We start from the raw sequence: 24330 nt of genomic DNA, 5'->3' as shown, positions 1-24330 counted from the left end.
GGACTCCACGCGGGGCCCTCCTGCTCTGCAAGGCTGGGATCCAATCACCCTAGACGATCCCCGGTCGATCTGTCCGAGAAGCCCCCGAGAGGAACACCATGACGCTCATCCGCCACGTGATCGCCGGCCAGGAGACGGGTGCCGCAGATCGCACCGGACCGGTCTTCAACCCCGCCACCGGCGAGGTCGCCGCCGAGGTCGCGTTCGCCTCCGCCGACGAGGTCGAGGCCGCCATCGCGGCCGCCAAGGCGGCCCTCCCGGCGTGGCGCTCCTCCGGGCTGGTCAAGCGCGCGGACGTGTTCTTCCGGCTCCGCCAGCTGCTGATCGAGCGTCAGGACGAGCTGGCCGCGATCCTCACGCGCGAGCACGGCAAGGTGCTCGCGGACGCGAAGGGCGAGATCAGCCGCGGCATCGAGAACGTCGAGTTCGCCGCCGGCCTCGTGCACCTGCTGAAGGGCGAGCGCAGCGAGCAGGTCGCCCGCGGCGTCGACGTCCACTCGGTCAAGCAGCCGGTGGGCGTCGTGGGCGCGATCACGCCGTTCAACTTCCCCGCCATGGTCCCGCTGTGGATGACCGCGTCGGCCATCGCGTGCGGCAACACCGTTGTCCTCAAGCCCAGCGAGAAGGACCCGAGCGCGTCGGTGTACCTCGCGAAGCTGTTCGAAGAGGCGGGTCTTCCCGCGGGCGTCCTCAACGTCGTCCACGGCGACAAGGTCGCCGTGGACGCCATCCTCGACTCCCCCGACGTCAAGGCGGTCAGCTTCGTCGGCTCGACGCCGGTCGCCCGCTCGATCTACCAGCGCGGCACGGCGAACGGCAAGCGCGTCCAAGCCCTCGGCGGCGCGAAGAACCACATGGTCGTGATGCCGGATGCCGACCTCGACGGCGCCGCGAACGCCGCCGTCTCGGCCGCCTACGGCTCCGCCGGCGAGCGCTGCATGGCCGTGTCGGTGCTGGTGGCCGTCGGCGACCAGGTCGCGGACGCCCTCGTCGCGAAGGTCGCCGCCGCCGTGAAGGGCCTCACGATCGGCGACGGCACCGATCCGTCCAGCGACATGGGTCCGCTCATCACGCGCGAGCACCGCGACAAGGTCGCCTCGTACGTCACGGGCGCCGAGGCCGAGGGCGCGAAGGTCGTCGTCGACGGCACGGCGCAGGAGTTCGACGGCGACGGATTCTTCGTCGGCGTCTCGCTCGTCGACGACGTCAAGCCCGGCATGAAGGTCTACGACGACGAGATCTTCGGTCCCGTGCTCTCGGTCGTGCGCGTGGACACCTACGACGAGGCGGTCGAGCTGATCAACTCCAGCCCGTTCGCCAACGGCACCGCGATCTTCACGCGCGACGGCGGCACCGCCCGTCAGTTCGAGGTCGACATCGAGGTGGGGATGGTCGGCGTGAACGTGCCGATCCCCGTCCCGATCGGCGCCTACTCGTTCGGAGGCTGGAAGAACTCGCTGTTCGGCGACTCGCACATCTACGGACCCGAGTCGATCCACTTCTACACGCGCTCGAAGGTCGTGACCACGCGCTGGCCCGACCACACCCCCTCCCAGGTCGACCTCGGCTTCCCGAGCAACCACTGATCCGCCGCGCCCCCGAAAGGACACCATGACGCTCATCGAGCAGCCCGGCACCCTGCCCGACCGCGACGCCGAGGCGCGCGTGCGCGCGGACGACCGCGCACACGTGTTCCACTCGTGGAGCGCGCAGGCCCTGATCGACCCGCTTCCGGTCGCCGGCGGCGACGGCGCGACGTTCTGGGACTACGCCGGCAACAGCTACCTCGACTTCAGCTCGCAGCTGGTGAACCTGAACCTCGGCCACCAGCATCCGGACCTCGTCCGGGCGATCCAGGAGCAGGCGGGGCGTCTGGCGACGATCCAGCCCTCGATGGCCAACGACGTCCGCGGCGACCTCGCGCGGCGCATCGCCGAGGTCGCGGGCGACGGCTTCGAGAAGGTCTTCTTCACCAACGGCGGCGCCGACGCGAACGAGAACGCGGTGCGCATGGCACGCCTGGTGACGGGCCGCCGCAAGGTGCTGTCGATGTACCGCAGCTACCACGGCAACACCTCCACGGCGATCACGCTCACCGGCGACCCGCGGCGCTGGCAGAACGAGCCGGCGGACGGCTCGGTGGCGCACTTCTTCGGGCCGTACCCGTACCGATCGGCGTTCCACTCCTCCTCGCAGGAGCAGGAGACGCAGCGCGCGCTGGAGCATCTCGAGCAGACGATCGTGCTCGAAGGCGCCTCGACGATCGCCGCGATCATCATCGAGACGGTCGTCGGCACCAACGGCGTGCTCGTGCCGCCCCCGGGCTATCTCGCGGGCGTCCGCGAGCTGTGCGACCGGTTCGGCATCGTCTACATCGCCGACGAGGTGATGGTCGGGTTCGGCCGCATCGGCGAGTGGTTCGCCTTCCAGGCGTTCGATGTCACACCCGACCTCATCACCTTCGCCAAGGGCGTGAACTCCGGCTACGTGCCGCTGGGCGGCGTCGTGATCTCGGAGCGGATCGCGTCGCACTTCGACACGCTGACCTTCCCGGGCGGGCTCACGTACTCGGGCCACCCGCTGGCGTGCGCCGCCGGCGTGGCGACGTTCGAGGTCTTCGAGCGCGACGGCATCCTCGAGCGCGTACGGGACCTGGGCACCCGGGTCGTCGAGCCGCGCCTGCGCGAGATGGCCGAGCGCCACCCGTCGATCGGCGACGTGCGCGGACGGGGACTGTTCTGGGCGATCGAGCTGGTGAAGGACCGCGGGACCCGCGAGCAGCTGGTGCCGTTCAACGCGAGCGGCAAGGATGCGGCCCCCATGGCCGAGATCGCCGCGGCCTGCAAGGCCGAGGGCGTGTGGCCGTTCACGCACTTCAACCGCATGCACGTCGCACCGCCGCTGGTGATCGCCGAGGACGAGCTCGTCCGCGGGCTGAACGTCATCGACCGGGCCCTCACGTCGGCCGATCGCCACGTGCGCTGAGCCGCTCGGCCACCCGCCTCGTATCGAACGGCGGGGATCCCGCGCGACACGCCGCGCTCCCGACCTGCGGGACCGGCGCGCCGCGGAGGATCCCCGCCGTTTCGCGCGAGGATCCCCGCCGTTTCGAACCCCGCGCCCGACCGGATCGCCTCGTGCTGCATCCGAATGGGGCATTCGACCGGAAGAAGATTCCAGAGAATGAATTCGATTCGGGGGAATGAATCCGGCAGCCGCCGTGTTCTTTCTTTACTCGGCCCCGTGCGGGGCCGCAGGAGGGGACAGTGGGCAAGAACTACGTCGACATCGAGAACGACCGGGGCGAGACGCTGCGCTATCGCAAGCACGCCAACGGCCGGGGACTGATCGCGCACGGGGCCAAGGTGCACGCGACCGCCATCGTGGAGACGGGTGCCTACGTCGAACCGGGCGTCCGGATCGCAGAGCGCGCGCACATCGGTCGCGGCGCCTGGATCGAGTCCGATGCCGTCATCGGCCCGGATGCCGACATCGCCACCCACGCCCACATCGGTCCCGGCGCCGCCATCGGCGCAGGCTCGAAGATCGGCATCCGCGCCTACATCGGCGCGGGCGCGAGGGTCGCGGTCGGCTCGCTCATCGGCGACGACGTGACCATCGACGACGGCGAGCGCGTCGCCACCGACCGCCGCGGCGAGCGTCACGCGGCCTGACGGCGCGCCGCGAGCCGGCTCACCTCGGTAGTGTGCGGGTGTGGACCGCAGCGCACGTCGTCCGCGCCGGACGGGCGCGCTCGGTGCTTCGATCGCCATCATCGCGGTCGTCGTGGCCGCGCTCGCGTGGCTGAGCCTCAGCGGTCTGCTGGAACCGCGCGACGACGGCGCTCCCCCGGCGCCCGTCGCGCAGACCCCGGCGCCGGCCGTGACCGGACCGCCCGCGGATGCGTTCGCGATCACGGTGGAGCACATCATCGACGGCGACACCGTGAAGGCGTCGGCGCAGGAGCCGAACCCGGTCATGCCCGACGCCGAAGCGGTCTCGGTGCGCCTCATCGGCATCGACACGCCCGAGACCTACCCCGACGAGGAGTGCTGGGGCTCCGAGGCCACCGAGGCGCTGCGCGACCTCGCGCCCGAGGGGTCGACGCTGTGGGCCGCACCCGACACCGAGTGGCACGACCGCTACGGACGCGTCCTGCTGTATCTGTGGACGCCGGACGGCGTCTTCGTCAACGAGCAGCTGATCGACGCGGGCGCCGCCGAGGCCCTGCGGGTGGCGCCGAACGACAGCTACGCGGAGCTGTTCGCGGGCGCCGAGGCGGCGGCGAGCACCGCCGGCGCGGGCCAGTGGAGCGCCTGCTCCTGAGCCGCCGGGACTCTCACGCGAACAGCATCAGCACGAAGCCGATGATCGGCAGCGTCCCCTGGGTGAGCGCCGCGCGCAGGTACTTCCGGCCGGTCGTGATCAGCACGAGCGCGGCCGCCGCCATCGACCCCAGCGTGAACAGGATCAGCGTGCGCCCGGCGACCTCGGCGACGGTCTCGGGGGCACCGGCCCAGAAGAGGACGATCCCGAGGGTCGCGCCGATCGCGAGGAAGAGGTTGTAGAAGCCCTGGTTGTAGGCCATCGGCCGGACGATGTCGGCGGCGGCCTGGTCGGGCACCCCGAATCGCCGCCAGATCACGGGACGCGCCCACTGGACGCTCTCCATCACGAAGATGTAGACGTGCAGCAGTGCCGCGAGCGCGGCGAAGACCGTGGCGATGATCGCGATCATGAGCGAACCATATCGCCCGGGCTACGCTGGGCGGCATGGCGAAACGCGGCGGCGGCCCACGCAAGCCCCCGCGCGGCGCGGGCGGCGCCAAGCGCGGCGCCGGCGCCGGCCGGACCGGCAGCGCCTCGCGGCACGGCGGCCGCGCGCAGCGCCCCGCGGCATCCGCGCAGCGCTCGCGCGACGCGGGTGTCGCACAAGCCCCGGACCCCGCACCCGAGGGCCCTTTCCGGCTCGGCGCGATCCCCGGCGCGACGCCCGGCAAGTGGATCGACATCTGGCACGAGCGGATGCCGCAGGTCGAGCTCGTCCTCACGCCGGTGACCGTCGCGGACCAGCGCCGCGCGCTCGCGGACGGCGAGGTCGACGCCGCCCTCGTCCGGCTTCCGATCGCGGACGACGAGGGACTTCACGTCATCCCGCTGTACGAAGAGGTCCCGGTGGTGGTGGCGTCGAAGGACTCCCACCTCACCGCCGCCGACGAGCTCGACCTCGCCGACCTCGCCGGCGAGGTGATCATCGTGCCGCGCGACGATGTGCTCGCGGTCGGCGTGCCGGGCGGCATCCGTCCCTCATTCGACCCGCCGGAGGACACCGAGCAGGCGATCGCCACGGCGGCGACCGGCGTCGGGATCGTGATCGTCCCGATGTCGCTCGCGCGCCTGCACCGCCGCAAGGACGCGGAGTACCGGCCGCTGCGCGGAGGCCCCCCGTCGCCGGTCGGGCTCGCGTGGCCGGAGGAGGGCACGACCCCGCTGGTCGAGACGTTCATCGGGATCGTGCGGGGGCGCACCGCGAACTCGTCCCGGACATGAGAGAGGGGATGTCGCCGACCTGGGTCTCTGCGACATCCCCCGGAAGCACTCGGAAGGTCTCGACGCCCCCCGGCGCGTCCCCCCGGCCTTCCTGCCCCCAGTGCCCGGTCACCGTTCCGTGAGCGCGAGCTGCGTGAGTGCTTCCGAAGGGGAAGAGGCCGCGACCGGGCGCCTGATACATGCCCGCCGAAAGAATCCGCGACACGTCAGAATCCGGCGCCGTGCACCTGGAAGGGGGCCCGGATGCCGGTGCGCTCGGCCGCGGCCGCGAGCGCTTCGGCCGGCGGCCTCGCGGAGAGCTCCGCGTGCAGGGCGCCGAGCAGTTCGCACGCGTCGTCATCGGCCACCACGACGGGAGCGGCGACCACGCAGTGCGAACCGGCGTGCAGCCACGTGCGCGTCATGCCGACCGCCTCCTCCCCCCACCGGACCGACGATCGTCCGACCTCGCACGAGGACAGGACGACGGTGCCGGGGACACGGCCGACCAGGTCGAGGTCGTATCCGAACAGCGTGCCGTCGGCGAGTTCGAGGCCGGAGAAGAGCGGGTTGTCGGCCGCGTGGCGTCCGTGGGCGGCGACGTGGAGGAGATCCACCTCGCCGGCGAGGCGGGAGACGCCGCCCACCGAGGCCCGATCGCCCTCGAGCACCTCGGACCGCTGCCACGCTGCCGCGCCGCGCGCGACCTCCTCCTCGCCGCGGAGCACGCGCGGGCCGACCGCGAATCCCACGCGCGCCGGACGTCGCGCGACCGCGGCGCGCATCGCCACCCACCGGGTCGCACTCGAAGCCAGCGTGAAGACGCGGCCGTGGAGTGCCGGAAGCATCGCCCAGGGGATCCCGCTGAGCAGGCCCGGCACGGTGATGACGAGGCGGCGGGCCCCCGCCGCGGCGACCGGACCGTCCACCAGGTGGCGTGACAGCACGCCGAGGCGGTCCTCGAGGGAGCGCCTCACCACGGCCGCCATCGGGCCCGATCGCACGCTCGCGGCGACGTCGAGGTCTGCGCGAAGCCCGGGGACGGCGTCGCGAACCGCACGCCACGCCGGGATCGGCAGCAGCCGCGTGCGGTCGGGCGTGACCACCAGCGCGTGGAGCGCGTCGCCCGAGAAGACGTACGCGATCAGGGCGGTCTCGGCATCCAGAGCGGCGCGCGCATCCTCGAGGCCGACGGGACGCTGAACGGCGGCGGTTCCGGTGGCCGCCCACTGGCGCTCTCGCACCCTGTTCTGCAGTTCGGCCGCCCGCGGACTCGCCAGCCAGTCGCCGCCTTCCGCGCGCAGCACGCGAAGCTCGGCGAGCGAATCAGCGAGTTCGTGGTCGGGCGGCGGACGCAGCGGGATCACCTGCATGCTCAGATGGCGCGCGCGCTCCGACCAGTCGAACACGGTCTCCGGACGGCCCGAGCGAACAGCGGCGGCGAGCCCGAGCGCGAGGAGCCCGTTGCCGTGCATGACGGCCGACGTCTGCAGGTCGAGACTTCCGAACGCGCTCTGCCAGCCGTCGAGCAGCTCGAGTCCGACCGCCGCGGTCCGGCGCGCGTCGGCGAACCGCCCGCGTGCCGCCGCACGTGCCGACCACACCTCCTGCACGAGCAGCCTGACCTCGAGCGACGCCGTCGCGGTGGTCCCCACGCGCCGCGCACCGCCTTCGGCCGGCGCGCCGCGGCGGGCGGCCCAGAGCTCGCGCGTCAACCGCAGCGCGACCCCTTCGTCGGCGAAGCCGTGCGCGTCGAGTTCGGCCGCGAGCGATTCGATCCGCGCGCGCGACGGCGCCCTGCCCGGCGACGTCTGACGACGCCCCGACGGGAGCACCTGACCCTCCGAGAGCTCGGCCCGCATGCGCACGGCTTCGGCCCGCGCCGCCCAGGCGTGATTCCCGAGCGACCGGAAGCGCCGGGCGGCCGTCACCGCGACCCGCCGCGCCGCCGCGGGATCATGCAGGATGAGCGACCTGGCCAGGTGGAACTCGGACACCGCCCGGTCGCCGGTCATGCGGTTCGCGCCGAAGACGTCCGCCGCGTCGGCGAGCAGCCTTTCCGCTTCGGCCGTGAGCCCGGCGTCGCGCAGGACCTGGGCGCGGTCGGCATCGCACACGGCGGCGTGCGCCGGCGACTCCGCGCCGAGCACGGCGCGCGCTTGGGACATCGCGCTGAGCGCTTCGACGAGGTCGCCGCGCAGGAGGGCGACATACCCCTCGTTGTGCCGGGCCTCGGCCTGATCGACCGGCTGCCCGACGTGCGCGAAGATCTCGCTCGCCCGCGCCGCGTCAGCCGCGGCCTCGTCGAGCCGGCGGCGGTGGATGTTCACCAGCGTCCGGTTGACGACGAAAGTCCCGAGTGTGGTCGACTCCTGGGCATCGGCCTCGATCGCGCGCGTGAGCCAGCGCTCGGCATCGGCGAGCCGGCCGAGCTGCTCCGCGATCGCGCCCATCTGGCCCGCGAGCACCGCCACCGTGGATGGCGCGAGCCCGGGCGAGGCCAGCGCTTCGGTGCAGATCCGCTCGCCCCCGGCGGGGTCGCCGGTCCTGCTCGCCACCCACGCGAGCGTCCCCGAGATCCGCGCCCGCAGATCGGGGTCGGTGGTGGAGCGCAGTCCAGCTTCGAGGTCGCGTCGCGCCGGACCGAACCGACCGGCGTTGGCGTGCTCCACCCCCGCGGCATGCAGCTCCTCCGGCGATCGCCCCATTCCCCCATCTTGGCGCTCGCCGTCGACCGGCACGACACAGCCGCCGATCGGTCGACGCCGATCCGCCGGCCCCGGGTCAGGCGAGAGGCCGCCCCGCCGCCTCCGTCATCACGGCAGCGCATCGGGCCGCAGGCTGGTCGCTCTCGGCGAGCACCGGAACGAGCGCGGCCGCCAGCCTGCCGGCCACGTGCGGTGCGGCGAACGAGGTGCCGCTCCACAGCGCGAACCCTCCCGTGTAGTCATCGGGATCGATCGTCTCTCGTCGCATGCCTCCGCGGTCGTCGCGGCTGCCCGCCTGGACCCCGCCCTCGAAGGGCGGCGATGTGCTGAGCACGGCGGCTCCCGGCGCGTAGGTCCGCACCCAGCCGCCGATGTTGCTGAACAGCGCGACGCTGCCGTTGGGGTTGAGCGCCCCGACGGACACGTGGGGGGCGGCATCCGCACCGGCCGGCTCCTCCACGGTGTAGTCGGCTCCGGGCCAGTTCCACAGCGCCGCCGGAAAGGTCGGCCGGTCGGTCGCCTCGTTGCCCGCCGAGCACACCACCGCGCACCCCGCCGCGCGTGCGATCGCGAGCAGCCGGCTCAGCGTGCGGTCGAAGAGCACGTCCTCCGGCGTCTCGTGGTAGTACCCGAGCGACATGTTCAGAACGTCGATCCGACGCCCGCCGTCGGCGACGGGTGTGACCATCCACTTCACCAGCGTCCGCACCGCGTACATGAACGCGCCCTCGAGCATCGTCCCCTGGCTGTCGGCCACCCGGACGGAGATGATCTCGGCCTCCGGGCACACCTGCCGGACGATCCCGGCGATGAACGTTCCGTGACCGGCGGATGCGTCCAGCTCGCCGTCGAACGGCCCGGAGACGTCGCCGAGCGCCTCGGGGTCGGTGGTGTCGTCGTCGATCCCGATGACCTTGCCGTCGAACACCGGCTTGCGTGTGACGATCGAGTCGGGAAGCCACGCGTGCTCGCCGCATCCGGTGTCGAGGACGGCGACGACCGGGCGACGCCCGCCTTCTGCGACGGCGATCCGCGGCTCAGGGGCGGCGCCGATGTACTGGACGACCTGCCTCCCGCCGCTCCCCGGCTCGAGATAGCTGTCGGTCCCCGGCGCGTTGGTGCGGCCGAACGGGTTGGTGCGGCCGAACGGGTTCGTCCGCCCGAAGGGATTGGTGCGACCGAACGGGTTGGTCCGTCCGAACGGATCGACGCTGAGCACATGGTCCAGCGACACGCCTTCCAGATCGATGCCGGTGCGCGCTCGGGCACGCTGCAAGAGGCGCCACGCGTCGATCGGCGGAACCGGCTGGTCGTCGCGATCCGGGCTCGGCTGGGCGAAGATGTCGACGCGGTAGATGGTGGGCAGGCCGAAGCGCTCCCGTCCCCGACGGGCCCGGTCGTACGCCGTCTCGAGTTCGAGGTCGGATCCGTCGAGGTTGCGCAGGGCGATCCCCCAGCCGAAGTCGGCCGCCGCGGGTGCGAGGATCTCGATCAGCTCGCCGGCGCGGCCACCGTCTGTGACCAGCAGGTGGTCCGGCGCGTACGACGTCGGGTAGGCGGTCACCCCCGGGACGGGTTCGCTGGTCGGGTCCAGCGGCACGCCCTGTGCGCGTGCGGCGTCGTACCGCTGTCGCCAGTCGCCGCGTCCGTCTCCGGCCTGGGCCGAGCCGCGGGCAGCGTCGTCGGGGGGCAGATCGCTCATCTTCTGGTCTCCTCAGAGTCTCTGGCGCCGGCCGCTCCGGGCGGCCGCGCGCCCCGGGTCACACCTCGAACTGCGGGGTCTGGAACTCGCTCAGTTCGCCGTCGGGCCGCCGGATCACCAGGCGCAGGCGCGCGAGCCCGGACGGAACCTCGTCGAACGCGAATCGCCCGTGCTCGCCCGATTCCGCCGACCAGTCGCGTTCGCCGTGCACCAGTCGCACCGCGAGCGCATCGCCGTCGACCCACCCGTCGACGCGGCGTCCGCCGCTCTCGGTCGCGGCGATGTGCAGCAGCACGCTGGTCGTGCCGTCGCTGAACTGCAGCGTCGCTGTGTCGGTGTCGCCGCGGACCGCTCCCAGTTCCGCCGTCTCGACGAGCGTCAGCAGCGCGTACTCGCGCGAGAGGTCCTCGACGGCGACGGCCGCGACCATACGGTCGACCAGGTCGGCGGGCACGGGATCGATCTCGCTCCACGCGTCGCGCATCCGCGCGAAGATCGCCGCGTCCGTGGCGTAGTCATCCTTCTCCATCGTCGTCTCCTCCCCATCCGGCGCCCTCGAGTTCGGCGCGGAGTTTGGCCAGGCAGCGCTGACGCGTCGGCCCGATCGACCCGATCGGCATCGCGAGGTCCTCGGCGATGCGCGCGTAGTCGGGTCGCTCCTCGAACGCGACGATCCTCAGGAGCCGCTGGCATCTTTCGTTGAGCGTGCCGACCGCCCGCCAGAGCCGATGGGCTTCGTCATCGGTGGCGGCGGTCTGCTCTGCGGACTCCTGGGCGGGAAGGTGGGGCTCGAGCGCCTCGGCCTCGGTGGCGTCCGCGCGGCGGTGCTGCTTGCCGACGCGCCAGGCTTCGCGGCGCGCGCACATCGTCAGCCAGCCGGACACGGCCTGCGGGTCCTGGATGGACTCGTGCCGGCGCACGAGTGTCAGCCACGTCGTCTGGACGACATCCTCAGCCAGCGCACGGTCGAGCCCGTAGGCCCGCACGACGTGCCACAGCGGCGGCGTCATGAGGCGCACCAGTTCGTCCATGGCGCGCGCATCCCCGTCCCGCCAGCGCAGGAAGTACTCGGCGGCGCGCTCCCAGCGCGCCGGTTCCCCAGTGCCCACGGATGCGTCCGGTTCCGCATTCGTCATGGCGCCCATTGTGTCCACACCGGCACAGAGCGCGATAGACCCCTGCTGATACATCGCGACGGATATATCTCGCCCGGTCTCGTCGGATGCCGTCGCGCGACCTAGACTTCACGCATGCCCACCGCGCCGATGCTGTACCTGTGCGCGCGTCCGCAGCGCGATGCCGCGCAGGCGGAATACGAATCCTTCCGAACCGCGATGAAGCTCGACGCCGCGCAGCTGGATCACCTCGATCTCGTGCGCGAGCAGCTGCCCGACGACGTGCTCGACCGCTACAGCGGCTTCGTCGTCGGCGGCAGCCCGTTCAATCTCACCGACCCCGAGCACACCAAGACCGATGCGCAGCGACAGGTCGAGGCGGCGCTCGAGCGCGTGGCCGCGGGCATCGCCGACGGCTCGGGGCCGGCTGCGATGTTCACCTGCTACGGCATCGGCGTCGTCACGCGGATGCTCGGCGGCGAGGTCACACGCGGGTTCCCCGAAGACACCGGACCGGCACGGGTGGACCTCACTCCGGAAGCGGCGCGCGACCCGCTCTTCGGCGCCCTCGCGCACCGCTTCTCGGCCCTCACCGCGCACAAGGAGGGAAGCAGCGAGCCGCCGCCGGGTGCCGTCCACCTCGCGGCGAACGAGGAGTGCCCGGTGCAGGCGTACCGGGTCGGCGACCGCCTGTACGCGGTCCAGTTCCATCCCGAGCCGACCGCGGACGCCTTCGTGGCGCGCATGGTGGTGTATCGCAACGACGGCTACTTCGACTCGGATGCCTTCGACGAGGTGGCCGGGCGCGTGCGCGCGGCATCCGTCACCGAACCCACGCGCCTGCTGCGCGCGTTCGCCAAGCGGTTCGGCCCCACGGACTAGGCGCCCGCCGGCGGATCCCGCAGCAGCGCGATCCGCTCGTCGAGGTATGACCGAAGCGGCATGTACCCGCCCTGGGCGCTCCAGCGCACGCTCGGCACGCCGCGGACGATCGCGAGGGGAGCGGATGCCGCACCCGACGCATCCGTCGTGTCGAGCACCCGCCACCCGATGTGGACCGTCTCGCCCTCGGCGAATCCACCCCGTCGCGCCGCTGCGGCGAGTTCGGCGCGGCGGCGCTGCGCGGCGGCGGTGTATCCGCGACGGACCTCCTGCCGGGACCGGACGACGTCGCCGGTGGCCAGCACCGCGGTGTCGGTGAGCAGCAGCGCGCCCAGGTGCCACGCGGTGCCTCGCGGCACGATCCGCTCGGCGCGGGCGATCCCCAGCACGCGGCGCGGCCGGATCAGCTCGCCGAGGGCCTCACGCGGAGCGCCGGCGAGCCGGTCGCGGGCATCGGCGAACATGGCGGCGAAGACGTCCCTCATGGGTCACGCCACGTCGTCGTCCTGCGGGAAAGGCCCGATCTGCCGGGGAGACTCGCCCCGCAGCCCCATCGCGACCAGCGGGAAGATCAGCACCGAGAGCATGCCGGCGCCGACGAGGATCGCCGCGTGGGCCGTGGTGAGGATCTTCTCGGACACGCCGATCGAGGTCACGGCGACGATGATCGGCAGCCCCGTCGATCCCATCAGCAGCAGCGACGCGCGTTCGCGCAGCGTCGCCCCGGGCTCGGCCACGATCGTGGACGGGATGCCGCGAACGACGAGCATCGCCAGCAGCGCGAGCGCGACGTAGGCGAGCAGGCCCGGGTCGTCGATCAGGGCCTGGAGGTCGAAGGTGACGCCGGTGTAGATGAAGAAGATCGGCACGAAGAAGCCGAAGGCGATGCCCTCGACCTTGCTCTCGACCGCCTTCTGGTCGCTCTCGGCGGCCTCGCGCATCGCCAGGCGCCACACCACACCGGCGGTGAACGCCCCCAGGAGCAGGTCGATCTGCAGCACGATGCTCAGCGCGACCAGGACGGCGATGATCAGGAACATCGCCCGGACGGCGAACTGGCCGGAGGTGTGCAGTGTGGCGCTGACGATCTCGTGCAGTCGCCCCTTCGGCACGCGCATCGCGAACCACACGGCGAAGCCCGCGATGACGGCGAACAGCAGCAGAACAAGGGTGGCCACCCCCGGGTTGCGTCCGCCGAGAAAGACCGAGATCGCGATGAGCGGCCCGAACTCCCCCACCGTGCCGAGCGCGCTCACGGCCTTTCCGAACGGCGTCTTCATCTCTCCGGCGTCGCGCAGGATCGGCAGCAGCGTGCCCAGCGCCGTCGATGTCAGCGCGATTCCGATGATGACCGCGGGTTCGCCGGGCACCAGCAGCCACCCGACCGCGACGCCCGCGATGACGCTGACGAACCACCCCATCCACGCGCGCTGGCCGGTGCGGCCCCGCAGGGCACTGGCCTGGATCTCGGTTCCGGCGACGAAGAACAGCAGTGCGAGGCCGAATTCGCTGAGGGTCGACACGACCTCGCCCGGCTGGATCAGATTCAGCAGGCTCGGCCCCGCGAGGATGCCGAGCGCCAGCTCGAAGACCACGACGGGGACGCGCACGAGCCGGCCGATCGCCCGGGACGCGAGTGGCGCGAGCACCGCCAGTACGGCGATCGCGAGCAGTGACGCGACATGCTGTTCCACCCGCTCAGCGTAGTGGCGGGCGGGTTCGCAACGTCAGAGCCGGATGACGCCGGTGGCGGGTGTCGGGGTCGCACCCCGGATCTCGCGGTGCAGCCGCTCCATGCGCGTGTCGAGCTCGGCGGCGGTGTCGGCGGCGTCCTTCAGGCTGTCCAGGAGCGCGCCCGGCACCTGCCGGTCGTACTTGTAGTAGATCTTGTGCTCGAGGCTCGCCCAGAAGTCCATCGCGATCGTGCGGAACTGCACTTCGACGGGGACCTCGATGCGGCCGGTCGAGAGGAACACCGGCACCTCGAGGATCGCGTGCAGGCTCTTGTACCCGTTCGACTTCGGCTCGGCGATGTAGTCCTTGACGTTCAGCACGCGGATGTCGTCCTGCTCGCTGAGCAGGTCGAACAGGCGGTAGACGTCCGCGACGAAGCTGCACGTGATCCGCACGCCGGCGATGTCGGTGATGTTCTCGCGGATCGAGGGCAGGTCGGCATCGACGCCCTTGCGCTGCACCTTCTCGAGGAGGCTGTCGGTGGACTTCAGCCGCGACGAGACATGTTCGATCGGGTTGTAGTCGTGCGTCTGGAGGAACTCCTCGCGCAGGATCGAGATCTTCGTCTCGATCTCCTGCATGCCGAAGCGGTAGCCGAGGAGGAACCTCTGCATCTCGTCGCGCAGCGACCGCAGCTCGCCGGCGGTGAAGGTGAACGAGGTGTCGTCGGGGTCGGCGTCGTCGATCGCGACGGCGGGAACAGCCATGCCCGACACCCTAGGCGGCTGGTCTACGAAGGTCCTGTGAGCCGGGGATCATTCGAGCGCGGATCGCGCACGCTCGGCCGCCCGGTCCGCGTCGCGCGACGCGCCGGCCGCCGCCGCGTGTGCGTCGTCGAGCTCGGTGAGCGTCGCGTCGGCGGAGGCGAGATCGGATTCGAGACGGGCGAGGTCCCGGCGCAGGTCGTCGATCCGCTCGCGCAGGTGGGCTGCGCGCTCGCGGACCCTGTCCCGCCGGGCCGCGACCTCGGCCAGTTCGCGACCGGCCGCGTTCGCGGCCCGTTCCGCCTCGCGGGCCGCCTTCTCGGCGGCCCGGCGGGCGCGGCGTTCGGCGAGGTCGTCGGGCGGCGCCGGCAGCTCGATCCCCGGCAGCGTCCCGCCGACCGCCGCGGCGAGGTCGGCGGGCTCGAACGCGCCGGCCTCCAGCGGCGAGACCAGCCGGCCGGTCATGACGGCCGCGGCCGCGGCCGGATCCATCACGGCCGCGTTGATGGTCTTCTCGACCTGCTCGCGCGCTGCCGCGCTGACCGCGACGCCGTGGTCCGCGGCGAGCGCGACCGCCTGTGCGGCGAGGGCCGACACCAGGGCGCGGCGCTGCCGGCCGAGCTGCGCGAGTTCGCCGGCGTCGAGGTCGTCCTGGGCCTCACGCAGCGCCGCTGCGAGGTCGAGGGCCTCATCGAGGCCGCCCGTGCGCACGAGGGCATCGACCGCCCACGCCGAGACCACCGGCTTGCGGAGGTCCCCGACCAGCTTCGCGAGCGGCGGTGCGGATGCCGCGGCCCGGGCCTTGCGCGCCGACGTGAATTCGCCGGGCGGCAGCGCGTACAGCTCCGCGGCGATGACGTCGAGCTCTACGGCGTCGTGGGCATCCGGCATCCGGCCATTGTGCCCTCCGGCTCGTCGTCCGGACCACCCCGGGCGTCGAGGGAGGCCGTCGCCGCGCGCCGGCCTTCGGCGATCAGGCGCGGCACATCGGCCATGGTCCACTGCGCCATGCGCTCCATCTCGGGCTGGATGAGCACGACCGACGGATCGCGCACGAGATCGGCGGTCTGCGTGACGGTGCGCATCATGCGCACGTTCTCCCACTTCGCGTGCAGTCGCACCACGATCACGCGCGTGGCGCCGAGCGCGCGAGCGGCCTCCACCGGGACATTGTCGACCATGCCGCCGTCCGCCAGCAGCGCTCCGTCGCGCCGGACCGGCGGGAGGAGCCCGGGCACGGCGATCGTCGACCGCAGCGCCAGGCTGAGCGGTCCGGTGTCGATCGTCACGCCCCGCCGGGTGCGCAGATCGGTGGCGACCACGGCGAACCGGCGCTCGAGGTCTTCGATGAGCGGGTCGGCGCCGAGCGCGCGGTCGACCGACTCTGTCAGGGCACGCGTGTCGAGCAGGCCCCAGCGCGGGGCGAACGACCACCGGGCGATCGCGCTCCAGCGGAATCGGAGCGCGGCCTCCTCGATCGTCGCGGGGTCGATGCCGGCCGCGTAGGCCGCGCCGACGAGCGCGCCGGAGCTGGTGCCGGTCACGAGTCCGGGACGGATGCCCCGCTCGGCGAGCACCTGGAGCACGCCGACGTGCGCCGCGCCGAACGCGCCGCCACCGCCCAGCGTCAGCCCCAGTGAAGGGTCTTCGCCCACGTCTCCCCCTGTCCGCTCATGCAAGGCGAAATTATCACCGCGCGGATGGGAGGGCGCCGGTGGCGCCGGCCGCCGGCCGCACCGCCGCAGCACGCCGCGGTCCACGATGTCGCGGGTGGATAGTGTGTTGCCCGAACCCTGCGGCGGATCGCCGCCGCGCGAACGGAGGCGACCTGTGGCCACGACATCATCCCCCGCGGCGCAGGCGCTGGGCCGGTTCGGTCTGTGGCGCCGAGGCGCACTGCTCACGCCCGAGCTGGCAGCGCAGGCAGAAGGCCTGGGCTACACCGCGGTGTGGATCGGCGGGTCGCCCGACGCCGACCTCGTGATCGCCGAGCAGCTCTTGGATGCGACGGAGCGGCTGGCGGTCGCCACCGGCATCGTCAACATCTGGACGTCGCCGGCCGAGGAGGTCGCCGCATCCTTCCACCGCCTGGAGCGGACGCATCCGGGCCGCTTCCTCCTCGGCATCGGCATCGGCCACCGCGAGGCGCTCGGCGAGCGCTACCAGAAGCCGTACGCGGCACTGACGTCCTACCTCGACGTGCTCGACGCGGAGGGCGTGCCCGCCGAGCGGCGCGTGATCTCGGCGCTCGGGCCGCGGACCCTGAAGCTCGCGGCGGAGCGATCGGCCGGCACGCATCCGTACATGACGACCCCTGTCCACACGCGCTTCGCCCGCGACATCGTCGGGCCCGGCGGTCTCATCGCTCCCGAGCAGCGGCTCGCGCCCGACCTCGACGTCGCCGCCGCCCGCGCGACGGCCCGCGAGTTCCTGTCGCGGTACCTCGCGCTGACCAACTACCGCCGCACTCTCGAGTCCCATGGCTTCACGACCGCGGAGCTGGAGAACGGCGCGACCGATGACGCCGTCGACGCGCTCGTGCCGCACGGGACGCCCGCCGACCTCGCCGCGGCTCTCCGCGCCCATCTGGAGGCCGGCGCCGACCACGTGTGCATCCAGGTGCTCCCGGCGAGCGAGGACCCGCTGCCCGCGCTCGCGGCGCTGGCGGGCGAGCTGGGGCTCGGCCGCCCGCAGTGACCGGCCTCAGACTGCCGGACGGTGTCCGCGGCGTCGTGTTCGACGTCGGCGAGACGCTCGTCGACGAGTCCCGCTCATGGATGGCGCAGGCCGAGCGCGCTGGAATCACGCCGTTCACCCTGATGGGGCTCGTGGGCTCGCTCATCGAGAGCAATGAGGATCACCGTCGCGTATGGGAGGTGCTGGGCATCGACCCCCCGCCGGAGTCCCCGGGGATCGACAGCGCCGACCTCTACCCTGACGCCGTCGGATGTCTGCGCGCCGCCGCCGATCGGGGTCTCACGGTCGGCATCGCCGGCAACCAGCCTGCCGGTGTCGAGGCGCGGCTGCGCGCAGTCGGCGTCGACGCCGACTTCATCGCATCGTCGGCGGCCTGGGGCGTGGCCAAGCCCTCTGCGGAGTTCTTCTCACGCGTGACGGATGCGGCCGGGCTGAGCCCGAGCGCGCTTCTATATGTCGGGGACCGGCTCGACAACGACGTGCTGCCCGCGCGCGCCGTCGGCATGCGCACGGCCCTCATTCGCCGCGGGCCGTGGGGTCACATCCATGCGCGCCGGCCGGAAGCAGCGCTCGCCGACCTGCGCCTCGATTCACTGGATGACCTCGCGCGCGCGTTCGGCGCCTGACCGGGCGACCCCGCGCTCACGGCTCGCCCGGACCGAACGGCAGGCTGAACACGTACACGGTGTGAACACGTTCGCCACGTTCCCCGCCCCCCGCACTCCCGCACCGGCAGGATGGACCTGTGACGTCCCCCTCGATCGTGTGGCTGCGCGACGACCTGCGCCTGGCCGACAACCCCGCCCTGCGCGCGGCGATCGACCGCGACGAGCCTGTGGTCGTGCTGTACGTCCTGGACGAGGAGTCGGACGGCATCCGGGCGCTCGGCGGAGCCGCCCGCTGGTGGCTGCACCACAGCCTCGCCGACCTCGACACCCGCCTGCGCGATCGCGGATCGACGCTCGTGCTGCGACGCGGTCCGGCGGCACGCGTCGTGCGGGACGTCGTGGCGGATGCCGCCGCCGGCGCGGTCTTCTGGAACCGACGCTACGGCGGACCCGAGCGCGCCGTGGACGCCGAACTGAAGGCGGGGCTGCGCGACGCCGGCGTCGAGGTCGCCTCGTTCGCGGCATCCGTCCTGTTCGAGCCGTGGACCGTGCAGACCGGCGCCGGCGGGCCCTACGCGGTGTTCACCCCGTTCTGGAAGGCGTGCCAGGCGATGCCCGCTCCCCGCGCGCCGCTCCCGGAGCCGCGCGAGATCCCGGGGCCGGCGGCGGCTCCGGCATCCGACGAGCTCGACGGCTGGGGGCTGCTGCCCACGCGCCCCGACTGGGCCGAGGGCCTCCGCGAGACGTGGGAGCCGGGCGAGCTCGCCGCCCGCCGGCGACTGCGGGACTTCCTCGACGACGACCTCGCCGACTACGACCGAGCCCGCGACGAACCGGCCGCCGGCGTCACGTCGAACCTGTCGCCGCGGCTGCGCTGGGGCGAGCTGAGCCCCTACACGGTGTGGCACGAGACCGTGCGGTCCGAAGCCGCCGAGCGACACGCGGGTCCTGCCCAGCGCTTCCTGTCGGAGCTGGGCTGGCGCGAGTTCGCGTGGCACACGCTGTTCCACTTCCCCGACCTCGCCACGCGCAACTGGCGCGCGCAGTTCGACGCGTTCGCGTGGCCCCGCCTGAAGCCCACTCACCTCGAGGCCTGGCAGCAGGGCCGCACCGGCGTCCCCCTGGTCGACGCCGGCATGCGGGAGCTCTGGCGCACCGGGTTCATGCACAACCGGGTGCGGATGGTGACGGCGTCCTTCCTCGTGAAGAACCTCCTGATCGACTGGCGCCGCGGCGAGGAGTGGTTCTGGGACACCCTCGTGGATGCGGATGCCGCGGCGAACCCGTTCAACTGGCAGTGGGTCGCGGGGTCGGGGGCGGACGCCGCGCCCTACTTCCGCGTGTTCAACCCCGTGCTGCAGGCCGAGAAGTTCGACCGGCACGGGTCCTACATCGCGCAGTGGGCGCCCGACAGCGGCGAGCTCGAGCCGCTGGTCGATCTGAAGGCCTCGCGCCAGGCGGCGCTGGACGCATACGAGGCCGTCAAGCGGGCACGCTGAGGCGATGCCGTGGTGAGCGGAATAGAACGGATGCCGCTGGCGGTTGAGACGAGGCGATGAGCTCTACCGCGACACCGGCCCTGTCCGTCCTCGACCTCGTGCCGGTGCGCACGGGCCAGACGAGCGCGCAGGCGATCGCGTCGTCGATGGCGCTCGCGGCCACCGCCGACCGGCTCGGGTACCGCCGCTACTGGTTCGCCGAGCACCACAACATGCCGGCCGTCGCGTCGACGACGCCGCCGGTGCTGGTCGCCGCCGCCGCCTCACGCACCTCGCGCATCCGCGTCGGCTCGGGCGGGGTCATGCTGCCGAACCACTCGCCGCTGGTGGTCGCCGAGCAGTTCGCGGCGCTCGAGGCGATCGCTCCGAGCCGCATCGACCTGGGCCTCGGCCGCGCCCCGGGCTCGGACCCCGTCATCACACAGCTGCTGCGCCAGAGCGGCACGACCAGCGACGTCGAGCGGTTCCCCGAGAACGTGCGCGACATCGCCGCGCTGGTCTCGCCCGCGGGCGCCGGCATCCGCTTCTCGTCCGGCGGCACCTACGACGTGCACGCGACCCCCGCCGCGACCGGCGCACCCGAGCTGTGGCTGCTGGGCTCGAGCGACTACTCGGCGCAGCTGGCGGCCTCCCTCGGGCTCCCCTACGTGTTCGCGAACCACTTCTCGGGGCAGGGCCTCGAGCGCGCGCTCGAGCTGTACCGCACGCGGTTCCAGCCGTCCGAGGAGCACCCCGCACCGCGGACCTTCCTCACCGTCAACGCCATCGCCGCACCGACCTCCGAGGAAGCCGAGGAGCGCTCACTGCCGAACCAGCTGACGATGATGCGTCTGCGCACGAACAAGCCGCTGATCCCCGCCGAGACCGTCGAGCAGGCGCGGGCGAGCGCGGCGACCGTCGATGCGATGGGCGCGCAGATCATGGCATCGGCCCGTTCGACCTGGTTCGTCGGGACCGGTGAGGCCGTGGCGTCGCAGATCCGCGCCTTCGCGGCCGAGCACGGCGTCGACGAGGTGATGGTCTCGCCGATCGCCGGCGCGTACGACGGCGAGCCGCTGGACGCCTCGCCCGGGCGCGCGCAGACCCTCGATCTCATCGCCGCCGCGGCGGCGTGACCCGTCCCGCAGCGCCGCGGCGCCTGCGGCGGCTCAGACCCCGGGCTCGCCGCTGATGAGGCCGCGCAGCCAGTCGCGCGCCTCGACGAACACGTCGTCCGAATAGCGGTCGGGATACCGCACGACCGCGCGGTCGGCGCGCGGGTAGGACCCCAGGAAGATCACCTTCGGGCTGAACCGGCGCAGTCCCATGAGGGCGTCCGCCATCCGCTCGTTCTCGATGTGCCCGTCGGCGTCGACCACGAACCGGTAGCGTCCGAGCTCGTCGCCGATGGGGCGGGACGCCAGCAGCGACAGGTTGATGCCGCGGGTCGCGAACTGCTCGAGCATCTCCAGCAATGCGCCGGGGTAGTCGTCGGGGAGCTCGACGATGAGCGACGTCTTGTCGGCCCCGGTGGGCGGCGGCGGCACGACCGGGCGGCTGACCAGCACGAATCGCGTCACGGCGTTGGGGTTGTCGCCGATGCCCGACGCGAGCAGCTCCAGGTCGTGGTGCTCGAGGATGCCGGGCGCCGCGATGGCGGCGTGGGCGTCGCTGGTCCCGTCGAGCAGGCCCATGGCGCTGGCGACGTTGCTCGCCGCGGGGATGTGCGCGTGCCCGGGGAGGGTGCGCGTCAGCCACTGCAGGCACTGCGCGTACGCGACGGGGTGACCCGAGACCAGCGAGACGTCCTCGAGCCGCGTGCCGCGACGGCCGACGAGGACGAAGTCGACCGGCACGAGGTACTCGCCGATGATCCGGAGACCCGGCATCGTGGCGAGGGCGTCCTGGGCGGTCGAGACGCCGCCGTCGACGGAGTTCTCGATCGCGATCATCGCCGCGTGGGAACGGCCCTCGACGACATCCGCCAGCGCCTCGCCGACGTTGTGCACGGGCCGCCAGTACTGATCGCGCGCCTCGGCGACCTGCGCGAGCGCAGCCTCGGTGAACGTGCCCGCCGGGCCCAGGAAGCTGTACGTGCGGCGGGTTTCCGCCGCTGCGTCGAGGTCGCTCATCACGGATCAAGCCTAGCCAGGGACCTTCGGCACTGGCCCGTCGCGCCGACCGGGCTCACCCTGGGCGCATGGCACGCATCCTCGTCGCCTATGCGACCAAGCATCACTCCACCGCCGAGATCGCCCAGGCGATCGCGGACGAGCTGCGCTCGCGCGGCCACGACGCCGACTGCCTCGACGTGCACGACGCGCACGCGCGCGGCTACGACGCGGTCGTCCTCGGCAGCGCCGTCTACATGGGACGATGGCGCCGCGAAGCTCGCCGCTTCCTCTCGCACGAGAGCGACATCCTCGCGCTCACGCCCTTCTGGGTCTTCAGCACGGGTCCGGTCGGCGAGCCGAAGAGCGCCCCCGACGAGGACGAGAAGTGGCTCGAACCCGAAGCCGTCATCGCCCAGGCCGAGGCCCTGAACGTGCGCGAGCACGTCGTGTTCGGCGGACGCATGCCCCGCGATCCCCACGGGTTCATCGAGTCCTCGATGGCGCGCAACACCCCCGAGGAGTTCCAGGATCTGCGGGACTGGGAGCAGATCCGCGCCTGGGCGGCGAAGATCGCCGCACAACTGTGACACGTCTGCGCACGCGGGGCCCGGCAATGACAGACTGGGCACATGAGTCGCGCAGGACAGCCCGCCGAAGCATCCGACCTCATCGACATCGATGAGCTGATCAACGCCTACTACGACCGAACGCCCGACCCTCAGGTGGCCGCGCAGCGCGTCGCCTTCGGCACGAGCGGCCACCGCGGATCGAGCCTGTCGACCAGCTTCAACGAGTGGCACATCCTCGCCACGACGCAGGCGATCGTCGACTACCGCACCGAGCAGGGCATCACCGGCCCCCTCTTCCTCGGCCGCGACACGCACGGCCTGTCGCTGCCGGCCGAGCGCACCGCGATCGAGGTGCTCGTGGCCAACGGCGTCGACGTGCGCGTGGACTCGCGCGACTCGTGGGTGCCGACGCCCGCGCTCAGCCACGCGATCCTCGCCTACAACAAGGGGCGGAGCGAGGCGGATGCCGGCCGCGCCGACGGCATCGTCGTGACCCCCAGCCACAACCCGCCGCGCGACGGCGGCTTCAAGTACAACCCCCCGCACGGCGGCCCCGCCGACACCGATGCGACCGGGTGGATCGCCGCCCGCGCGAACGACCTCATCGCCGCCGGGCTCGACGGCGTCAAGCGCACCAAGTTCGCCGACATCGACGGAGACGCGCTCGATCACTACGACTTCCGCGAAGGCTACGTGGCAGACCTCGGCCAGATCATCGACGTCGAGGCCATCAAGACCGCGGGTGTGCGGATCGGCGCCGACCCGCTCGGCGGCGCCTCCGTCGACTACTGGGCGCTCATCGGCGAGAAGTACGGGCTCGACCTCACCGTGGTCAATCCCGAGGTCGACCCGACGTGGCGCTTCATGACCCTCGACTGGGACGAGAAGATCCGGATGGATCCGTCGTCGCCGTCGGCGATGGCGTCGCTGGTCGCCCGCCGCGAGGAGTACGACATCCTCACCGGCAACGACGCGGACGCCGACCGGCACGGCATCGTCACGCCCGACGCGGGCCTGATGAACCCGAACCACTACCTCGCCGTCGCCATCGACTACCTGTGCGCGCACCGCCCGGGCTGGCCGGCCTCGGCGGCCGTGGGCAAGACACTCGTCAGCTCGATGATCATCGACCGCGTTGTCGCCGCGGAGGACCGCACGCTTCTGGAGGTGCCGGTCGGATTCAAGTGGTTCGTGCCGGGCCTGCTGGACGGCTCGGTCGTGTTCGGCGGCGAGGAGTCGGCCGGCGCCTCGTTCCTCCGCAAGGACGCCTCGGTGTGGACGACCGACAAGGACGGCATCCTGCTGTGCCTGCTCGCCGCCGAGATCCTCGCGGTCACGGGCAAGACGCCCTCGCAGCGGTACGCCGAGCTCGAGGCCGAGTACGGCTCGTCGGCCTATCAGCGGGTCGACGCCCCGGCGACGCCGGCGCAGAAGGCGGCGCTGTCGAAGCTCGCCCCCGAGGCGGTCACCGCCACGGAGCTCGCGGGCGACCCGATCACCGCGAAGCTGTCGCACGCACCCGGCAACGGGGCCGCGATCGGCGGTCTGAAGGTCCAGACCGAGTTCGCGTGGTTCGCCGCGCGGCCGTCGGGCACCGAGGACGTGTACAAGCTGTACGCCGAGTCACTGAAGGGACCCGAGCACCTCGCGCAGGTGCAGGAGGAGGCCCGCGCGGTGGTCAGCGCCGCACTCGCCGACGCATGACGCGCCGGACCCTCATCGTCGACTTCGACGGAACGGCCTGCGTGGGCGACGCCCCGGCGCTCGATTACGCCGCAGCGCTCGACCCGCTCGCCGAGGGCCTCGACCTGCTGCGGCGCGTGCAGAGCTGGCTGGAGGACCCGCACGCCACCGCCGGCGCCGACGAGGACCTGCGCCACGCGGATGACGTCTACCAGGCCGCGTGGGCCATCGCCCAGGCCGCCGACATCCACCCGCAGCGGATCAGCGAGGTCTACCTCGCCTCGCGGGCCCGGCTGTCGGCCGGCGAGCTCCACGCCGAGCGCGCGCCCGGCCTGGAGGACCTGAGCGCGGCCGTCCGGGATGCGGGCGGACGGATCGTGCTGGTCACGAACGCGCCGCGTGAGGGCCTCGATCAGATCTTGGACAGGCTCGAGATGACGCACCTGTTCGACCACGTCGTCGGCGATGCCGGCAAGCCCGCCGGGCTCGGCCACATCATCGCCGAGGTCGCCGGGGTCGACGGCGGGGATTCGGTGGCGAGCATCGGAGACATCTGGCGCAACGACCTCGAGCCCGTCCGCGCCCTGGGCGGGCGGACGGGACTGATCGACCGCTTCGCGCTGAGACGCGGTCCCGCGGACTGGAGCGCTCCGTCTCTCGACGGGCTCGTCCCCGCCGTCGCCGCCTGGGCGCGCGGCCTCTGAGACGCACGATCGTTTACGGCGTGGCGACGACTCTGTAAACAACTCGCTACGTCTGCCTATGTGACGGCCTCGCGGCCCGCAGGGGTGGCTAGCGTGGGCCGGA

24 protein-coding genes are annotated in these 24330 nt (G+C 72.4%); 13 read left to right on the top strand and 11 right to left on the bottom strand.

What is annotated here, in order from left to right; translation table 11 throughout:
- The first annotated feature begins 98 nt into the window (after positions 1-98).
- From HD594_RS06280 to HD594_RS17820, 4 genes are all read left to right on the top strand, one after another.
- Complete coding sequence (locus tag HD594_RS06280; protein WP_184750132.1) at positions 99-1586, top strand: CoA-acylating methylmalonate-semialdehyde dehydrogenase; 1488 nt, start codon at positions 99-101, stop codon at positions 1584-1586.
- 25 nt (positions 1587-1611) lie between these two features.
- Positions 1612-2985, top strand: a complete 1374-nt coding sequence (locus tag HD594_RS06275) for an aspartate aminotransferase family protein (RefSeq protein ID WP_184750131.1) — start codon at positions 1612-1614, stop codon at positions 2983-2985.
- A 281-nt stretch (positions 2986-3266) separates the two neighbouring features.
- Positions 3267-3674 (top strand): transferase, encoded by a 408-nt coding sequence (locus tag HD594_RS06270; RefSeq protein WP_184750130.1) that lies wholly within the window; start codon positions 3267-3269, stop codon positions 3672-3674.
- A gap of 40 nt (positions 3675-3714) precedes the next feature.
- Complete coding sequence (locus HD594_RS17820; RefSeq protein WP_184750129.1) at positions 3715-4326, top strand: thermonuclease family protein; 612 nt, start codon at positions 3715-3717, stop codon at positions 4324-4326.
- Positions 4327-4339: 13 nt separating this feature from the next.
- On the opposite strand, the gene HD594_RS06260 is transcribed toward HD594_RS17820, so the two are convergent.
- Positions 4340-4738 carry a DUF1304 domain-containing protein gene (locus HD594_RS06260; RefSeq protein ID WP_221446567.1) on the bottom strand — a complete coding sequence of 133 codons (399 nt, stop codon included), beginning with the start codon at positions 4736-4738 and terminating at the stop codon, positions 4340-4342.
- 35 nt (positions 4739-4773) lie between these two features.
- Here HD594_RS06260 and HD594_RS06255 point away from each other — a divergent pair, with 35 nt between their 5' ends.
- Entirely contained in the window at positions 4774-5550 is a 777-nt protein-coding gene (locus HD594_RS06255; protein ID WP_184750128.1) for a LysR family substrate-binding domain-containing protein, read from the top strand.
- Between the two features lie 206 nt (positions 5551-5756).
- Here HD594_RS06255 and HD594_RS06250 read toward each other — a convergent pair whose 3' ends face one another.
- The 4 genes from HD594_RS06250 to HD594_RS06235 all read right to left on the bottom strand — a co-directional run bounded on the left by HD594_RS06250 (position 5757) and on the right by HD594_RS06235 (position 11075).
- Positions 5757-8237 carry a CHAT domain-containing protein gene (locus HD594_RS06250; RefSeq protein ID WP_184750127.1) on the bottom strand — a complete coding sequence of 827 codons (2481 nt, stop codon included), beginning with the start codon at positions 8235-8237 and terminating at the stop codon, positions 5757-5759.
- A gap of 76 nt (positions 8238-8313) precedes the next feature.
- On the bottom strand, positions 8314-9939 hold the full coding sequence (locus tag HD594_RS06245) for a S8 family peptidase (protein WP_184750126.1): 1626 nt from the start codon (positions 9937-9939) through the stop codon (positions 8314-8316).
- Positions 9940-9997: 58 nt separating this feature from the next.
- A complete protein-coding gene (locus HD594_RS06240; protein ID WP_184750125.1) occupies positions 9998-10468 on the bottom strand; it encodes a hypothetical protein in 471 nt (156 codons plus the stop codon).
- Positions 10455-11075: an RNA polymerase sigma factor gene (locus HD594_RS06235; protein ID WP_246413903.1), complete on the bottom strand. Its 621-nt coding sequence runs from the start codon at positions 11073-11075 to the stop codon at positions 10455-10457. Before HD594_RS06235 ends, HD594_RS06240 begins: the two co-directional genes overlap by 14 nt.
- Positions 11076-11189: 114 nt before the next feature.
- On the opposite strand from HD594_RS06235, the gene HD594_RS06230 reads away from it, so the two are divergent.
- On the top strand, positions 11190-11936 hold the full coding sequence (locus HD594_RS06230; protein ID WP_184750123.1) for a glutamine amidotransferase-related protein: 747 nt from the start codon (positions 11190-11192) through the stop codon (positions 11934-11936).
- On the opposite strand, the gene HD594_RS06225 is transcribed toward HD594_RS06230, so the two are convergent.
- From HD594_RS06225 to HD594_RS06205, 5 genes are read right to left on the bottom strand one after another with little or no spacing between them, the layout of a single operon-like run.
- Positions 11933-12421, bottom strand: coding sequence for a glutaminase (locus HD594_RS06225; protein WP_246413901.1), 489 nt, complete (start codon positions 12419-12421; stop codon positions 11933-11935). The genes HD594_RS06230 and HD594_RS06225 overlap by 4 nt on opposite strands.
- 3 nt (positions 12422-12424) lie before the next feature.
- A complete protein-coding gene (locus HD594_RS06220) occupies positions 12425-13630 on the bottom strand; it encodes a cation:proton antiporter (protein WP_184750122.1) in 1206 nt (401 codons plus the stop codon).
- A gap of 33 nt (positions 13631-13663) precedes the next feature.
- Positions 13664-14377 (bottom strand): GTP pyrophosphokinase, encoded by a 714-nt coding sequence (locus HD594_RS06215; RefSeq protein ID WP_184750121.1) that lies wholly within the window; start codon positions 14375-14377, stop codon positions 13664-13666.
- Between the two features lie 48 nt (positions 14378-14425).
- Complete coding sequence (locus tag HD594_RS06210) at positions 14426-15265, bottom strand: transposase (protein WP_184750120.1); 840 nt, start codon at positions 15263-15265, stop codon at positions 14426-14428.
- Positions 15241-16029, bottom strand: coding sequence for a patatin-like phospholipase family protein (locus HD594_RS06205; RefSeq protein WP_184750119.1), 789 nt, complete (start codon positions 16027-16029; stop codon positions 15241-15243). The genes HD594_RS06210 and HD594_RS06205 overlap by 25 nt, the downstream gene beginning before the upstream one ends.
- 175 nt (positions 16030-16204) lie before the next feature.
- Here HD594_RS06205 and HD594_RS06200 point away from each other — a divergent pair, with 175 nt between their 5' ends.
- The 4 genes from HD594_RS06200 (at position 16205) to HD594_RS06185 (ending at position 20293) form a co-directional block, all read left to right on the top strand.
- Positions 16205-17071: an LLM class F420-dependent oxidoreductase gene (locus HD594_RS06200; protein ID WP_221446566.1), complete on the top strand. Its 867-nt coding sequence runs from the start codon at positions 16205-16207 to the stop codon at positions 17069-17071.
- On the top strand, positions 17068-17697 hold the full coding sequence (locus tag HD594_RS06195) for an HAD family hydrolase (protein ID WP_271171324.1): 630 nt from the start codon (positions 17068-17070) through the stop codon (positions 17695-17697). The genes HD594_RS06200 and HD594_RS06195 overlap by 4 nt, the downstream gene beginning before the upstream one ends.
- Before the next feature lie 119 nt (positions 17698-17816).
- The gene (locus tag HD594_RS06190) at positions 17817-19178 is read left to right on the top strand and encodes a cryptochrome/photolyase family protein (protein ID WP_184750117.1); all 1362 of its coding nucleotides are present in this window, start codon (positions 17817-17819) and stop codon (positions 19176-19178) included.
- Positions 19179-19234: 56 nt separating this feature from the next.
- On the top strand, positions 19235-20293 hold the full coding sequence (locus HD594_RS06185) for an LLM class flavin-dependent oxidoreductase (RefSeq protein ID WP_184750116.1): 1059 nt from the start codon (positions 19235-19237) through the stop codon (positions 20291-20293).
- A 33-nt stretch (positions 20294-20326) separates the two neighbouring features.
- On the opposite strand, the gene pheA is transcribed toward HD594_RS06185, so the two are convergent.
- Positions 20327-21289, bottom strand: coding sequence for a prephenate dehydratase (pheA, locus tag HD594_RS06180; protein WP_184750115.1), 963 nt, complete (start codon positions 21287-21289; stop codon positions 20327-20329).
- A 68-nt stretch (positions 21290-21357) separates the two neighbouring features.
- On the opposite strand from pheA, the gene HD594_RS06175 reads away from it, so the two are divergent.
- The 3 genes from HD594_RS06175 to HD594_RS06165 are packed head-to-tail and all read left to right on the top strand — an operon-like array spanning position 21358 to position 24227.
- Positions 21358-21858, top strand: a complete 501-nt coding sequence (locus HD594_RS06175; RefSeq protein WP_184750114.1) for a flavodoxin domain-containing protein — start codon at positions 21358-21360, stop codon at positions 21856-21858.
- Positions 21859-21900: 42 nt separating this feature from the next.
- The gene (pgm, locus tag HD594_RS06170; protein WP_184750113.1) at positions 21901-23544 is read left to right on the top strand and encodes a phosphoglucomutase (alpha-D-glucose-1,6-bisphosphate-dependent); all 1644 of its coding nucleotides are present in this window, start codon (positions 21901-21903) and stop codon (positions 23542-23544) included.
- Complete coding sequence (locus HD594_RS06165) at positions 23541-24227, top strand: HAD family hydrolase (RefSeq protein ID WP_184750112.1); 687 nt, start codon at positions 23541-23543, stop codon at positions 24225-24227. Before pgm ends, HD594_RS06165 begins: the two co-directional genes overlap by 4 nt.
- Positions 24228-24330: the final 103 nt, after the last annotated feature.

It is taken from the genome of Microbacterium thalassium, from assembly GCF_014208045.1.
GTDB classification, from domain to species: domain Bacteria; phylum Actinomycetota; class Actinomycetes; order Actinomycetales; family Microbacteriaceae; genus Microbacterium; species Microbacterium thalassium.
The sequence above is the reverse complement of the archived record's forward strand: the minus strand, read 5'-3'. Positions and strand labels throughout refer to the sequence as shown.